At 70.2% G+C, this 14111-nt stretch carries 14 protein-coding genes; 1 reads left to right on the forward strand and 13 read right to left on the reverse strand.

All coding sequences use genetic code 11. The annotated features are described in order from the left end of the window. Positions 1–164: 164 nt before the first annotated feature. Entirely contained in the window at positions 165–1040 is an 876-nt protein-coding gene (locus ACZ4TV_RS03025) for a hypothetical protein (RefSeq protein WP_468130053.1), read from the reverse strand. Next, positions 1037–1684 (reverse strand): ABC transporter ATP-binding protein, encoded by a 648-nt coding sequence (locus ACZ4TV_RS03030; protein ID WP_468130055.1) that lies wholly within the window; start codon positions 1682–1684, stop codon positions 1037–1039. The genes ACZ4TV_RS03025 and ACZ4TV_RS03030 overlap by 4 nt, the downstream gene beginning before the upstream one ends. 335 nt (positions 1685–2019) lie before the next feature. Here ACZ4TV_RS03030 and ACZ4TV_RS03035 point away from each other — a divergent pair, with 335 nt between their 5' ends. Next, complete coding sequence (locus tag ACZ4TV_RS03035; protein ID WP_468130057.1) at positions 2020–3219, forward strand: glycosyltransferase; 1200 nt, start codon at positions 2020–2022, stop codon at positions 3217–3219. A 15-nt stretch (positions 3220–3234) separates the two neighbouring features. Here the strand turns inward: ACZ4TV_RS03035 and ACZ4TV_RS03040 are convergent, their stop codons facing one another. From ACZ4TV_RS03040 to ACZ4TV_RS03090, 11 genes are all read right to left on the reverse strand, one after another. Then, positions 3235–4281, reverse strand: a complete 1047-nt coding sequence (locus ACZ4TV_RS03040) for an NAD-dependent epimerase/dehydratase family protein (RefSeq protein WP_468130059.1) — start codon at positions 4279–4281, stop codon at positions 3235–3237. Positions 4282–4376: 95 nt separating this feature from the next. Next, the gene (locus tag ACZ4TV_RS03045) at positions 4377–5600 is read right to left on the reverse strand and encodes a beta-ketoacyl-[acyl-carrier-protein] synthase family protein (protein ID WP_468130061.1); all 1224 of its coding nucleotides are present in this window, start codon (positions 5598–5600) and stop codon (positions 4377–4379) included. 110 nt (positions 5601–5710) lie between these two features. Next, positions 5711–6934 (reverse strand): beta-ketoacyl-[acyl-carrier-protein] synthase family protein, encoded by a 1224-nt coding sequence (locus ACZ4TV_RS03050; RefSeq protein WP_468130063.1) that lies wholly within the window; start codon positions 6932–6934, stop codon positions 5711–5713. Further along, complete coding sequence (locus ACZ4TV_RS03055) at positions 6931–7197, reverse strand: acyl carrier protein (RefSeq protein WP_468130065.1); 267 nt, start codon at positions 7195–7197, stop codon at positions 6931–6933. The genes ACZ4TV_RS03050 and ACZ4TV_RS03055 overlap by 4 nt, the downstream gene beginning before the upstream one ends. A 46-nt stretch (positions 7198–7243) precedes the next feature. Beyond that, entirely contained in the window at positions 7244–8431 is a 1188-nt protein-coding gene (locus tag ACZ4TV_RS03060; RefSeq protein WP_468130067.1) for a GNAT family N-acetyltransferase, read from the reverse strand. Next, positions 8431–9723, reverse strand: a complete 1293-nt coding sequence (locus tag ACZ4TV_RS03065; RefSeq protein ID WP_468130069.1) for an aminotransferase class I/II-fold pyridoxal phosphate-dependent enzyme — start codon at positions 9721–9723, stop codon at positions 8431–8433. The genes ACZ4TV_RS03060 and ACZ4TV_RS03065 overlap by 1 nt, the downstream gene beginning before the upstream one ends. A gap of 186 nt (positions 9724–9909) precedes the next feature. After that, positions 9910–10188: a phosphopantetheine-binding protein gene (locus ACZ4TV_RS03070; RefSeq protein ID WP_468130071.1), complete on the reverse strand. Its 279-nt coding sequence runs from the start codon at positions 10186–10188 to the stop codon at positions 9910–9912. Between the two features lie 66 nt (positions 10189–10254). After that, positions 10255–11211, reverse strand: coding sequence for an acyl-ACP desaturase (locus tag ACZ4TV_RS03075; protein WP_468130073.1), 957 nt, complete (start codon positions 11209–11211; stop codon positions 10255–10257). After that, positions 11208–11882, reverse strand: a complete 675-nt coding sequence (locus tag ACZ4TV_RS03080) for a sterol desaturase family protein (RefSeq protein ID WP_468130075.1) — start codon at positions 11880–11882, stop codon at positions 11208–11210. Before ACZ4TV_RS03080 ends, ACZ4TV_RS03075 begins: the two co-directional genes overlap by 4 nt. A gap of 274 nt (positions 11883–12156) precedes the next feature. Further along, positions 12157–12471 carry a hypothetical protein gene (locus tag ACZ4TV_RS03085; protein WP_468130077.1) on the reverse strand — a complete coding sequence of 105 codons (315 nt, stop codon included), beginning with the start codon at positions 12469–12471 and terminating at the stop codon, positions 12157–12159. 149 nt (positions 12472–12620) lie between these two features. Continuing rightward, the gene (locus ACZ4TV_RS03090) at positions 12621–14102 is read right to left on the reverse strand and encodes a SulP family inorganic anion transporter (RefSeq protein WP_468130079.1); all 1482 of its coding nucleotides are present in this window, start codon (positions 14100–14102) and stop codon (positions 12621–12623) included. Positions 14103–14111: the final 9 nt, after the last annotated feature.

Genomic DNA, 14111 nt, shown 5'->3' on the forward strand with positions numbered 1-14111 from the left:
GCCTCCCTGGAACCAAGTACCGCCCGCCGGAACAACGGCCGAACAGCGTTGCGACATCCGATACGCCTGGCCGAACCACCGCGCAGGCGGACAGCAGCCGTCATACGGGCTGCGGGCCGCCTCGGAGGGCGGCCGGAGCCGGGCGGGCGTCTGCGTCGTACAAGTCACGTCTGCCCCTGGCGTCCGGCTGCCGGAGCCTTGGGCTCGTCGTCCGGGCCCGAGGATCCGTTGCCGGCCGCGGGGACGGTCTTCCTCGGGTGGGGCATGGTTGGTTCGGTCTGGCGCGGATAGCAGCGGGTGCGCGCGTGGAAGAGCGCCCATCCTGCCGTGCAGGTCAGGATGAACCAGCCGAGGCCGAGCGGGGCGTACTCCCAGGGAGATGTGTCGGTGAAGACAGCCGCGATGGCGAGTTGCTGTGGGGCATAAAGGGGCAGCAGTTCGAGGCCCGGCTGGTCGAGTGAGGCGTTGATCGACGGGTTCTGCATCGACACATCGACCAGGCTGGTCATGATGACCAGGAACATGCCTTCGAGTTCTCCCCGCAGGAGCATTCCGAGCATGATGCCGATCCCCCCGTAGACGAGGCAGGAAGCGGTTGCCGCCGCCGCCAGAGCGGCCGGTTGGCGTACTGGGCAGAGCAGGGTCAGGACAGTGGCGCAGTACAGGCCCATCGCGACGCCGACCAGCACCAGCCCGGCTGCCTTGGCACACAGAAGGGGGCCCCGCGGGTAGCCGGCCAGAACCAATCGCCGGTCGAGGTCGCCTGACTTGTGGGTGGCCATGAACATCATGAACCCGACGATGAGGGTAGCTGCGTTCAGGGCGCTGGCGGTCTGGTTCATGTGGTTGGAGTTGACGGTGAGGTCACGAGCCAGTGCCGGCAGGCGGAAGTGAAGAGTGCCGACGTAGGTAACCTCGCGGACCATCCAGATCCACGTCGGCAGGAAGAACACGGCCATGACGACGGCCAGGCGGTTGCGGACGTGGCCGGCCAGGACGAACAGGAACGCCGTGGCGAAGGCCCGTCCCGTGTGCCTCACAGCCCGCCCCTACCGCGCGCAGGGACGGTGACGGGCTGGTCCAGGGGCTGGATGCGTCCGTCCCGAAGTTCGCAGAGTTCGTCGAAGCGGTCCGCGTCGTGCGCGAGGTGCGAGACGACCAGCATGGATGTGCCGCGCTCGCGCAGGTGCCCGGCCAGATCCCAGAATCGCAGGTACGTCTGCCAGTCGAAGCCCTGGTACGGCTCGTCGAGGACGAGGACGGGCGGGTCGTGCATCACCGCGATCACCAGGTTGATCTTCTGTCGCGTTCCACCGCTCAGTGTCCCCGTCCGCTCACCCCGGTATTCCGCACAGCCGAGTAGCTCCAGCAGCTCGTCGGCCAGTCGCAGATCGGGCAGCCTGTAGGCGACTTGGAAGAAGCGCAGATGCTGCCCGACTGTGAGCGAATCATCCAGGACGGCCTGCTGGGGGCAGTAGCCAAGGCGGCCAGGTCGGCGCACCTCGCCTACGTCCGGCTGGAGCTGCCCGCAGACGATGCGCAGCAGTGTTGTCTTTCCGGCGCCGTTCTCGCCGACCACGCCCGTGAGGGTTCCGCCCCGAACGGTCAAAGACGCACCGCGCAGCACGGCCCGGCGGCCGTAGGCTTTCCATACGTCCGTGATGCAGAGTTCGCTGTGCCGCACCCTCGACTCCTCACGTGCCTTCTGCCCATCCGCGGTTTGTCCCGCCGGAACGGAGCCATGGGGGTGATGAGCCCCGTTCCGGGAGCGTGCGGTGACGAACATGCAATCGGCTATCACCCTTGCCGGGCGGTGTACTGCGCGGTGATGTCTGGCGAATCCACCTGAATACCGCATTGCGGCCGTGATCAGGTCTCGGGCGGCCTGGCCGTAGACGGCGGAGGGCTGGAGGAGCCCGAACGTTGCGGAACACGATGATCCCCAGGGACAGGCCCGGCAGGTCCGACACGCCCCACCAACCCACCTGGGGCCGCTGCCGGGCCGGTAGAACTGGCCCCATGACGGACGACGACATCGCTGCTCTCTCGCACGAACCCGGCGGGCGCCGACCACGCGTCCTGGTGCTCACCGCCGACGTGGGGGCAGGTCACAACGGGGCCGCGTTCGAGTTGGCCTCCCGGTTGCGCGAGCGCGGCGTGGACGTGGTGTGCCGCGACTACCTGCGTGCCCTGCCGGCCGCGAGCCGTTGGCCGTTGGAGCGCTACGGATTCACCGTGGCGTACTTGCCGTGGGTGTACGACTGGTTGTGGCGGGCCTCGGATGTCGCTACACCGGTCTACTCCCTGGCCCGGCGGCCCTGTCGCACCGCCATGCCCGAAGTCGCTCGCTGGGCGGCCGGCTTCGACACGGTCGTCACGACATACCCCCAGGCGTGCCAGACAGTGGGGATGCTCCGGGAAGCCGGGGAGCTGGCGGTCCCAGCGGTCGGATACCTGACCGATCCCTACGCCCACCGCATGTGGGTCCATAGCGGCATGGACGTGCACCTGACGGTGACGGAGGCCACGGCAGCGCAGGGCCGCGCGCGTTTCGGCATCCCCATGCAGGTCGGCGGCCCCTTGGCAGCCGCCGACTTCGCCACCCCGGTCGAGGCCGCCGCGCGGGCCGAAGTCCGCGCGGAGCTGGGCGTGCGGCACGACCAGGTACTCGCCCTGGTGGTGTCCGGCTCGCTGGGGTTGGGCGACGTGACGTCCACGGTCCGAGCATTGGGCGCGGCCCGTGACGTGGTGCCCGTCGTCCTGTGCGGTCGAAGTCGCCGGCTCCACCGCCGGTGCGCCGCGCTCCCGGGCGTCGTGGCGCTCGGCTGGCGTACCGACATGGCGGCCTTGACCGCCGCAGCGGACGTACTCGTGCAGAACGCCGGTGGAATGGCCCTGACCGAGGCCTTGGTCGCGGGACTGCCGGCCGTGACCTACGCGCCCATCGCCGGGCAGGGTCGGGCCAACGCCGCCGTCATGGCGAGCAGTGGGATGGTCCCGTGGCCACGGAACGCGGATGAGCTGGTCGAGGCCGTGCGGCGGCAAGCCGCCCGCGGGCGACTGGATCCGATCGAGTCGGCAGAACAGGAGCAAGTAGTGTCCGTGGTCGCCGAGTTGGCATATCGAACGTGGCAGGCGCGCACGGCGTCGCCGAGAGTTGCGCCGACACGGCCATCCTCGTACGCATCCGGTGCTGCGGACAGGTCAGGCGCGGGCTGACACACCGAAGCCGCCCTACCGGAACAGCGCACGCATGCCGTCTTCGAAGCTCACGCGCGGGCGGAACCCCAGGTCGCGCCGTGCCCGCTCAGGCGAGGAGGTCCAGCTCAGACACGCTTCCCGTGCCTTGTCGCGGTTGAGCGGCGGAACGTTGCCGAACGGCCGTAGGGCGCCTTCCGCCACCCACCCCGCCAGGCGCACGAGCGAACCCGGGACGGGCACCACCCTCGGTGCCCTCCGGCCCATCGCCGCGGCGGCGAATCCGGTCAGCTGGGCAAGGGTGTAGTGCCGCCCCTCCGTAAGGTGGTACAGCCCGCTGTCGCCGCTCCGCGCCCGTACCGGCACCCCTCGCACGGATGCGGCAAGGAGCCCGTCGCATAGGTCGTCGACGTGCAGCGGGGCGTACAGCCCGGTACGTCCCGCCGGCTGGAGCGCCACTCCCGCTCGCACCATGGAAACCAGCGAGGGCACGAACGCGCGCTCGTTGGGCCCGTAGACGAGGGACGGCCGCACCAGGACGACGGGCAGACGCTCGCAGAACGCGCGCGCAACGTGCTCGGCGGCCAGTTTGCTGTGTCCGTACGAGGAAACCGGAGAGGGCGGGTGCTCTTCGGTGCGCGGGACGCCCGGCGCGGGGGCCGGTCCCGCGGCCGCCAGCGACGAGCACACGACCAGCCGTGGGGGCGAAGGGATCTCCGAGAGGACCTCGATGACGGCGCGCGTCACGTCGACGTTTCCGAGATGGAACTCAGCTCGTGTGCGCGCCCGCAAGGTCCCCGCCAGATGCACGACGACGTCGGCGCCGGTGACCACAGGGGCCAAGTCGGCGGCGCCGTGGGGCAAGTCCACCTCGACGACACGCGCTGGAACACCCGCCAGACCGTCCCGCGCCGAAGTCTTCCGCACCAGAGCGATCGCCTCTCCGCCGAGTTCGACGATCCGGCGGCACAGGTGACCGCCGATGAACCCGGCGGCCCCGGTCACCGCCACCGTCATGCCGCCGAGGTCCGGCGCGGCCGAAGCACGGCCGGCGCGGACTCCTCCATCCGACGAAGCACTCATCCGGGAACGCTATCCAACGTGGTCCGGTGAACCGGCCGGCACGCGGGGCCGCGGACGCAGAGCCACCGTATGGAGCGACAGTCGCGGCTCTGGCGTCAGCAACGGGTGAATGCGAGAACCGTGTTGTGTCCACCGAACCCGAAGGAGTTGGTGACGGCGGCCTCGATACGGGCGGGACGCGGGCTGTGGGTGACGATGTCGAGTTCTCGGCCGGGGTCCTGCCGGGTGAGGTTGGCGGTGGGTGGGATGAGCTGCTTTTCCAGGGTGAGAACGGTGAGAGCGGCTTCAATGGCGCCGGCCGCGCCGAGGGCGTGGCCCAGGACGCTCTTGGGCGCGGTGACGGGGGGTGGAGCCTCTGCGAACACGCGGAGGAGGGCAAGTGCCTCGGCGGCGTCTCCGGCAGGGGTGGAGGTGCCCTGGGCGTTGACGTGACCGATGTCGGCCGGGCACAGCCCGGCGGCGTGCACGGCGCCGCGCAGGGCCTGTTCGGCACCGTCACCGGCGGGGTGCGGTGCGACGGGGTGGTGCGCGTCGTTACTCATGGCGTGGCCGCGCAGAACGGCCCGGGTCCGCGATCCGCGGCGCAGGGCGTGCCGGGGGCTTTCGAGCACGAGGACGGCGGCGCCTTCGCCGAGGACCAGGCCGTCGCGGTCGATGTCGAAAGGCCGCGAGGCGTGTTCGGGGGCGTCGGTGCGCCGGGAGAGGGTGCGCATCTGGTGGAAGCAGGTGGCGGTCATGCGCGAGAGGCCGGATTCGGCGCCTCCGGCCAGGGCGATGTCGCAGGCGCCCGAGGTGACCAGGTCGGCGGCGACGGCGATGGCCGTCGCACCGGAGGCGCACGCGGAGGCGACGGTGAAGCTGGGGCCGCGAGCACCGAGGTGGAGGGCGACCTCGGCCGCCGCCGTGCTCGGCAGGCTACGGGGCAGCGCGATCGGTGAGACGCTGCGGGGCTGGTCGCGGCCGAGCAGGGTGAACTCACGGACATAGGTGTGCAGGCTGTTGCTGCCGACGCCCAGGATGACCGCGACGCGAGGGCTGAGCCACGTCGCGGGGTCGAGCTTCGCGTCGGTGACGGCCTGCCGCGCGGCCGCGAGGGCCAGCTGGGTGAAACGGTCCATGCGCCGGGCCAGCCGTCGGCCGTGGACGGCGTCGCCGTCGAAGTCGTCGACGCTGCACGAGATGTCGACGGGCAGGCCGGCAAGGCCGCTGTCGGGGCGGGCCAGGCTTCGTCCGCGGCATACCGAAGCCCAGGTGGTGTCCGTGGTGGACCCACCCGGCGTGATCATCCCGATGCCGGTGACGGCGGCTTCGCAAGGCATGGTGGCGTTTTCCGATCGTGGGCCTGTCGTGGGCCTGTCGTGGGCCTGTCGTGGGCCTGTCGTGGCTGGGAAGTCACAGGGCTGGGGGCACAGCGGTGCCCGCGCTCCGGCTACGGAGTCTGGAAGATCAAAGCGGTGTTGGCACCCCCGAAGCCCGACGCGTTGCTGAGGACCGTGCGCAGCGCGGCGGAGCGGGGGGCCTTGGTCACGATGTCCAGGTCGATCTCGGGGTCGGGCGTGTCGAGGTTCGCCGTGGGCGGGATGGCCTGGTGCCGGAGGCTGAGCACGGCGCACGCCGCCTGGATCGCGGCCGCCGCGCCGAGGGCGTGGCCGATGACGCTCTTCAAGGCGGTGGTCGGCGGAGGCGTCGAGGCGAAGACGTGTCGCAGGACGCGGGCTTCGACCGGGTCGCCGAGCCGGGTTGCGGTGCCGTGGGCACTGACGTGGTCGATGTCGGCGGGGTCGAGGCGGGCGTCGGCAAGGGCGGCGGTGACGGCCTGGCGCAGTCCTCGCCCGTCCGGGTGCGGGTCAGTGGGATGGTGCGCGTCAGCGGCAGCGCCGTATCCCGCCAGCATGGCTCTGCACGCGGCCCTCCGGGCCCGGGCGTGTTCGGCGCGTTCCAGGACCAGGACCGCGGCGCCTTCGCCGAGGACGAAGCCGTCGCGGTCGCGGTCGAACGGGCGGGATGCGCCGGCCGGATCGTGCAGACGGGTGGACAGGGCGCCGGCGCGGGCGAAGGCGACGGCGGAAAGCATCGACCGGCCGCTCTCGGCGCCCCCGGCGAGCACGATGTCGCAGGTTCCCGAGCGGATCAGGTCCCGGGCCACGCCGATCGCATTGCCGCCGGACGCGCAGGCGCTGGACAGGGTGAAGTTCGGGCCCCGGCAGTCGAAGTACGTGGCGATCTCGCCGGCGGCCATGCTCGGGACGCTACGGGAGACCACCAAGGGGGAGACGTGCGCGAACTTGCCCGCGGCCATGCGGCTGTGCTGGGCACCGTAGGTGAGGAGGCTGTTGCCGCCGACCCCGAGGACCACGCCGATCCGGGACGGATCCGCCGCTCCGGGCTCCAAAGCCGCGTCGGTGACGGCCTGCTGGGCCGCCGCGACGGCCATGTGGATGAAGGGGTCCGTGCGGCGCACGAGCCGCTGCCCGATGTGCTCGGCCGCCGTGAAACCGGCGAGGGCGCAGGAGATGTCGACGGGCAGCCCGGCCAGGAGGGGGTCCGTGGTGGCGAACGAGCGACCCGAGGACAGTCCGTCCCAGGTGGCGTCGACCCCGAGGCCGGCCGGCGTGAGCAGGCCGATGCCGGTGACCGCGACCTGGGCCGTCACGCGGCACCGGAGCCGACGGTGGTCTGTACGGCGGATTCCTGGTGGCACGACGTCAGGAGTTGCCCGACCGTGGTCGTGTCGGTGATGTCGAGGTCGTCGGGCAACGCAACGTCGTAGTCGTCGGCGAGGATGGTGACGAACTCCGCGATCAGGAGCGAGTCCATCTCCATGGACGCCAGCACGGTGTCCGGGGTGATCTCGGCCTGGTTCATGCCGGTCAGCTCGGCGAGCACGGCGGCGATCTGGTCGTGGGTGAGGTTCATGTTCCTGTTCCTTCGAAGCGGGCCCGCGGTACTTCAGGCCGAGTGGTCAGGCGAGGCAGGCGCAGGCGTCACTGTGTACGAGGCACCTGCCGTAGAGGCGGTGGCGTTTGTGGACGACACCGCCGGCGGTGGCGACGCCGCGGTTGGCGGGTTCGTTGTCCGCGAGGATCCACGACACGTCGAGGTCGCCCCAGCCGCGCCGCCGTGCCTGCGTAAGGGCGTCGGCGAGGAGGACGGCGCCCGCGCCGCGGCGGCGGAAGGCCTCGGGAATCCCCAGGGCCATGACCCGGCCGCGATCGATGCCGCGCCGGGCGCGCCAGATGCGCCAGGCCCCGCCCGGCCAGCCCGCCCGCGTCAGCCGCCCCCGGGCCGGGGCGAGCGCCTGGTTGAGGTCGGGCAGCAGGATGCTGAAGCCGGCCGGCCGCCCGTCCGCTTCGAGGATGCGGACAGCGTCTGGTGCCACGCTGCGCATGGTGCGGGCCAACTGGGCGAACTCGGCTTCCGCCATCGGCGCGAAGCCCCAGTTCTCTCGCCAGCATTCGTCGTACAGGTCGCGGACGAGCGCGGATTCCGAGGCGAAGCGCCGGAAGTCCGCCGGCCGTACGGTGAACCCGTGTCGGCTGTTCAGAACATCGGCGTAGCGCAGGAGCCGCGTGGCTTGGGGGCTGCCGGTGGGCACCAGCCAGGACAACAGGTCCTTGACGGGTACGAAATTGCTGCTGGTGAACAGCGTCTCGTAGTACGGGGGGTTGTAGGGGATCCCGATGAAGGGGACATCGTCGAACCCCTCGACGAGCAGGCCGCATTCGTGGTGCGGGTTGGGGTTCATCGGCCCGATGACCGTTCGCACCGCCTGGGTGCGGAGCCAGTCCGTCGCGCTGTCGAACAGTGCCTGTGCCGCCGACAGGTCGTCGGCGCACTCGAAGAAACCGACGTAGCCCTCGCGTTGGTCATCAGGACTGTCCGGGTTGACCAGCGCCGCGATGCGGCCGACGGTCTCACTGCCGCGCTGGGCGAGGAAGAACACGGCGTTGCCGCGCTGGAGGAACGGATTGCGCCGCAGGTCCAGGAAGCGGCGGCGCTCGGCTTCCAGCGGAGCGACCCACCGCGGATGGTCCCGGTAGACGGCATAGGGCTGCCGCAGGAAGGCAGTCAGCTGCGCTCGGGATCGGACGGGCACGACGACGCACGACGCGGCACGCACACCGAGGCCTTGCCCGGAAGGGTCACGCATCACAGCACGGGACACGGCGCCTTCTCCTCCGCCCTGCCGTTGTCCGGCCCGTGGTCCAGGCCGCTGCGGCCGCTGCGCGCACCCGGCAGCTCGTCGTGGACGTCGTCGGCGCCGGCGTCGGCGGACACGGGAAGGAGACGGGCGATCACGTCCAGGATGCGGTCGATCTGATCGGGGCTGTGCGCCGCGGTCACCGACACGCGGATGACCGCCTGGTCGCCCGGCACGGCCGGTGGCCGGAAGACAGCGGAGAACACACCCGCCTCCAGCAGTGCCCGCCACGTTACAGATCCCAGGTCCGGATCTCCGGCAGGGAGGGCGACGACCGGCCCGGCCCACGCGGGCACAGGGCGCCCTTGTTCGGCAAGGCCACGGTTCAGGTGAGCGGCAGCGCGATGCAGCGCGGCACGGCGTTCGGGGTCGGCGCGTGCGATCCGCACCGCCGCCAGGGCGGCCGCCGCCGTGGGGGGCGGCATCGACGCCGAGTACACGGCCGCGCGTCCGTAGTGCCGCAACGCCTGCACAGCCGCTTCCGGGCCGGCGACGAATCCTCCGACGGAACCGAACGCCTTGGAGAACGTCCCGGTGACGATGTCGACCGCGTCCTCCACACCGAAGTGCTCAGCCGCCCCGCGGCCGTTCGCGCCGAGCACACCGATGTCGTGCGCGCCGTCCACGATCAGGCCCGCGTCGTAGCGCCCGGCCAGCGCCGCGAGCTGCGGGAGCGCACACAGGTCCCCGCCGAGAGAGAACGCCCCCTCGGTCATGATGATCGGGGCCCTTCCCTTGTCGAGGGCCGTGCGCACCAGTCGTTCCGCGTGCGCCGTGTCGTTGTGGCCGTACCTGCGGTGCTCCGCGCGGCCCAGGCACGCCGCGTCCACCAGCGAGGCGTGGTTGTGCTGGTCCGCGACGACGGTGTGGTCGATGCCGAACAGGTGCGCCAGAGTGAGGTTGGCCTGGAAGCCGGTCGGAGCCAGCATGACCGCCGGACGCTGGAGGAAGTCGGCCAGTTCCTCCTCCAGTTCGCGGTGCAGCGCGATGGTTCCGTTGGTGATCGCGGAGCCCGAGCAGGACGTTCCCAGGTTTTCGGCGGCCAGCGCCGCTGCCGCACGGATCTGCGGATCGAGGGCGAGCCCGAGGTAGTCGGTCGACGCGGCATTGACGGCTCGGACACCGTCGACGACGACTTCTCCCGGTGCCGGCCTGCCTTCGATCACCCGGTAGTAGGGGTAGACATCGCCCTGGGCGAGAAAGGCATCGAGCGCCGGGGATGAGGTGATCCAGCTAGACATCGTCTTCCCGTCGAGTTCGAGATGGCTGATTACGGCACTCCGGGTTGGTGGCCACTCCGGGTTGGTGGCCTCGCCCGCCGACGCGCACGGCGTGATGGCTCGCGACCCTATGTATGGCCCACGGGCCGGTTCCATTTCCGCAGGAAAGGACACCCGGACGGTTCAATGCCGCAGGGGCCGCCGGGATCACGAACTCGGATGAAATGCCTCGGCCGTGACCGCCTGATGTTTCCCCGCCTGAACGTCCGCACGGGGAACGAAGCAGCGGGCAACGTGCTCCAAGGTACTGTCGTGGGAAACCGATGCCTCGTCGAACCACAGCCCCGTCTGTTCGGTGAACATGGCCGATACCTCGAGCAAAGCCAGGGAATCCAGGTCGATGTCCCGGGCTCTGGCCTGCGGGTGGATCACCTCCGGCGCGATCCCGAACTCGCGGACCAACAGGTCGGCCAACAATTCGTACATGCGACACATCCCGCGTGCATTGTCGTTCTCACGGAAAGATGAAAAGGACGGCCGGCCTGGCAGTCGCTATCCCGGACGATCGGCAGCCAGCTCGGTGGATCGATTCCAGCGCGCGTAAAGGCGATGGGCGCGGGCGCTCGCCGCCCGAAGTTCCTCCAGGTGACGGCCGATGCGGTCTTGCGCTTCCTGCCCGACGGGGCCTACCCCGGTGCGTTCCATGACCGACAGCACACGCAGCAGCGGCATGAGGACTTGCTCGCGGTGCACGTCCAGGTCGTAGATTCCCGCCGCGGCGATGCGCAGGGCCCGCCGCTGGAATCCTGGAATGGTGGTACCGGGCATCTGGAAGCCGCATACGACATCGGCCAGCGCCGCCATCGCGGCCGCCGGCGCGGCATCGAGGGCTGCGGAGTACAGGTCACGGTAGAAGAGCATGTGCAGGTTCTCGTCGGCGGCGATGCGGGCCATCAGTTGCTCACCCAGGGGATCGCCGCACGCTTGCCCGGCGTTGCGGTGGGCTTCGCGCGTTGCCAGCTCCTGTACCGCGACGTACGCCAGGTCGTGCAGGATCGTCGGTTGCGCACTGGTGAACCCGGTGGTGACCGCGCGCATGCGCATGTTCTCCAGAGCCACCGGGTCCACCGCCCTGCGCGCATGCAGGTACATCCGCAGTGCGTCGCCGTGACGACCCTCCTCGGCCGTCCACCGATGCACCCAGGTCCCCCAGGCGCCGTCGCGGCCGAAACGGCTTGCCAGCTCGAAGTGGTAGCTCGGCAGGTTGTCCTCCGTCAGGAGGTTGACCACCAAGGCGTCTTGGACCGCGGCCGGAACCGCTGACTGATCCCCCGACCAGGGCATGCCACCTTGCGGTCCGTCGAAGTCACGGGCGTCCGACCACGGGACGAACGTATGCGGCAGCCAATCCCGCACGGCCCCCAAGTGCCGATCCAGCAAGCGGGCAACCGTCGGCTCCAACTGTCCGAACAGGTCGCCGTGTCGGGTGGCTTCAGTGATGGTGGTCATCTCGACGTTTCTCTCGGTGAGCCGCGGCCGGTGGTGCCGAACACGTAGTCCCAATACGGACAGGTCACTCCGAACCAGGTGCGTTCATCCCGGAAGTGATGTCGCATGTGGCATCGGCGCAGGTACCGCCCCAGTCGGGTGGAGGGTCTGCGGCGGTGCAGGTGATGGTGCACGAGTTCATGGGAGAGGTACCCGAGAGTGAAGCCGCCCGCGACCACCGGCCCGGTCCCGCTTCCCAACGTCCAGCAGATGAACCAGATCACGGCCACGAGAGGCGGAAGGGTTGCCAGCGGCGGGGTCATCGGCCGGCCCGCGTCGTTAGGGTGGTCGTGATGGATGCCATGGATCATCCACTGCACACGCGGCCCGAAACGGACGGGGGCGACACAGTGGTACGCGATGCGGTGGATCCAGTACTCGGCAAGTGTCCATGCCACGTACCCGGCTACGACCAGGGCCGCGGCTCTCCTCCAGCCGACGGCGCCAACGCCGCTGGCGATGAGTCCGAGGCCGAGCGGACCGAACAGCAGCGTGGGAGTCGCCGCGTGGGTCCGCGTGAAACGATCCAAAAAGGGCCACGGGAACACGGGCGGGGACGCTCGAATGGCTCGCCGGCGTCCGCTTGCCTCCCCCGCTTCCAGAGTTTCCGGCACAGCGCTGTAACCCTTCACGTCCCGACAGCCTTTTTGCGGCGGGACTCCGAAGCCTCACCGCGTTCCGTTACCAATGGGAACGATACAACTACGGAGTGTCGTGAATGGCTTTGTTTCACTCGGATGCGCGCAGAGTTGCGGTTACAGCCAGTCGCGCTCCTCGCAGGTGATGGAGAAGCTGACGCAGACCACCGCCGTCGGCAGCATCGCGAAGGGACAGCGCAAGCCAGTCAGCCGATAAAGCCCGGGACCGTCAGGCCGGCTCGTACACGATCACGACCGCCTGGGTCCGCTACTGCGGGGCGACCGGGGCGAAGGCCGTATCCGCCACCATGGCGCTTGTCCAGTCGGCGTCGATGAGACCGTCGGCGAGCGACCGCTGGTCTGCGCCAAGGCCCGAAGGTACAGAAGGGTGCGGTACTCCTCCGAGGCGGCTGTCGTGATCGCGTCGGCAGAATCGCGCGCCTTCGCCCTCAGGCGGGGCGGCGGTCAGAGCCGTGCCGGGACGCTGCGGGGCGGCGCGGATGTCGGGGGCGTCGAGCGCCTCGCACAGTGCGCGCGAGAAGTCGGCCCTGCCGACGACTTCGAGGCGCGGGGGCTCGTTCAAGATGATCCCCCGTTCAATGTGCTGGTGAAGGTGGACGGGCGGTCCGGCCACGGTGGCGGCCCGCCCGTCCGGTGGTTTCTCAGGTCAGACGTTCACACCGGCCTCGGCGGCGATGCCGACGAGGCCGGAGGGTTTTGGCCTCGTGGTATTCAGGCGCGCTCGGTGGACGTGGCCTTCACCGGCTCGGTGACCTTCACGGGTTCCGTGCCGGCGGTGCTGTGCCGTTCGGCCCAGGTCTCCAGGGCCGCGCGGCAGGCGTGGTCGAGGTGGTGCATGCCGGACAGGTCCAGCTCGACCGGTCGGTTCTGGGGCAGCGCCTCCAGACTGTCGAGCATCTTCGGAAGCCGCAGGAAAGTCGCGTTGCCCGACAGGTACGCCTGAATCGGGCCCGCACCCTTGTCTATGACCTCCAGCTTGATGTGGGACGTCTCCCAGGCGGTCTTGATCACGGACAGGGCCAGTCCGATCAGCACGCCTTCGAACATGTTCACCGTGACGATCGCGACGGCCGTGGCCATGAGGATCACTGCCTCGCCTCGGTGCGCCCGCCACAGCGATACGACCCCGCGGAAGGGGATCAGCTTCCAGCCCGCGTGGACCAGGATGCCGGCAAGTGCGGGCAGCGGGATCAGCGCCAGAGCCCAGGGCAGCAGCGCCGCGAACAGCAGCAGCCACACGCCGTGCAGGACCCGGGACGCCTTGGTCTTGGCGCCCGCCGCCACGTTGGCGGAGCTGCGCACGATGACCGCGGTCATCGGCAGGGCGCCGAGCACACCGCAGATCGCGTTGCCCGCGCCCTGCGCCATGAGCTCCTTGTCGTACTGGGTGCGCGGTCCGTCGTGCAGCCGGTCTACCGCGGCCGCGCTGAACAGGCTCTCGGCGGAGGCGATCAGGGTGAAGGCGAGGATCGTGCCGATGACGGCCAGACTGGCGAGCTCTCCGAAGGCGTCGGCCCCGGGCAGCTGGATGGAGTCGATCAGGCCGTTCACCTCGACGGTGGCCACCGGCAGGCTGAACGCCAGGGTGGCCGCTGTCGCCAGGATCACCGCGGCGAGCGCGCCCGGCACGGTCTGAGCCTTCTTCGGCAGCTTCTTCCACCCCACCATCACGGCGACGGTGCCCGCGCCGACCGCGAGTGAGGCCAGCGCCCCGGTGCTGCCGAGCGCGGTGGCGGCGGCCCCGGGTAGCCCCAGGATCTTGTCGATGCCGGAGGAGGGGGCCTTCAGGCCGGCCGCCGCGTAGAGCTGACCGGCGATGATCACCAGACCGATACCGGCCAGCATGCCCTCGACGACCGAGACGGAGATCGCCCGGAACCAGCGCCCCAGCTTCAGGGCGCCCATGACGAGCTGGAGCAGCCCGGCGGCCAGCACGATCACGCCGAGCACGGGAAGCCCGAACTCGCTGACGGCCTCGAACACGAGCACGGTCAGGCCGGCGGCGGGCCCGGACACCTGGAGGCTGCTGCCTCGCATGAGTCCGGTGACGATGCCTCCCACGATGCCGGTGACGAGTCCGAGCTCGGCCGGGACCCCGGAGGCGACGGCGACGCCCACGCACAGGGGGAGGGCGACGAGGAACACGACGAGCGAGGCGGCGAAGTCCTGCCGCAGGTAAGGGAACTTGGTCATGCCGCCTCC

It is taken from the genome of Streptomyces sp. NPDC028910 (genome assembly GCF_055564955.1).

Coding starts and splice junctions, on each gene's coding strand:
- ACZ4TV_RS03035 (WP_468130057.1), top strand. CDS start 2,020: ATGACGGACGACGACATCGCTGCTCTCTCGCACGAACCCGGCGGGCGC.
- ACZ4TV_RS03040 (WP_468130059.1), bottom strand. CDS start 4,281: ATGAGTGCTTCGTCGGATGGAGGAGTCCGCGCCGGCCGTGCTTCGGCC.
- ACZ4TV_RS03045 (WP_468130061.1), bottom strand. CDS start 5,600: ATGCCTTGCGAAGCCGCCGTCACCGGCATCGGGATGATCACGCCGGGT.
- ACZ4TV_RS03055 (WP_468130065.1), bottom strand. CDS start 7,197: ATGAACCTCACCCACGACCAGATCGCCGCCGTGCTCGCCGAGCTGACC.
- ACZ4TV_RS03060 (WP_468130067.1), bottom strand. CDS start 8,431: ATGCGTGACCCTTCCGGGCAAGGCCTCGGTGTGCGTGCCGCGTCGTGC.
- ACZ4TV_RS03065 (WP_468130069.1), bottom strand. CDS start 9,723: ATGTCTAGCTGGATCACCTCATCCCCGGCGCTCGATGCCTTTCTCGCC.
- ACZ4TV_RS03070 (WP_468130071.1), bottom strand. CDS start 10,188: ATGTACGAATTGTTGGCCGACCTGTTGGTCCGCGAGTTCGGGATCGCG.
- ACZ4TV_RS03075 (WP_468130073.1), bottom strand. CDS start 11,211: ATGACCACCATCACTGAAGCCACCCGACACGGCGACCTGTTCGGACAG.
- ACZ4TV_RS03090 (WP_468130079.1), bottom strand. CDS start 14,102: ATGACCAAGTTCCCTTACCTGCGGCAGGACTTCGCCGCCTCGCTCGTC.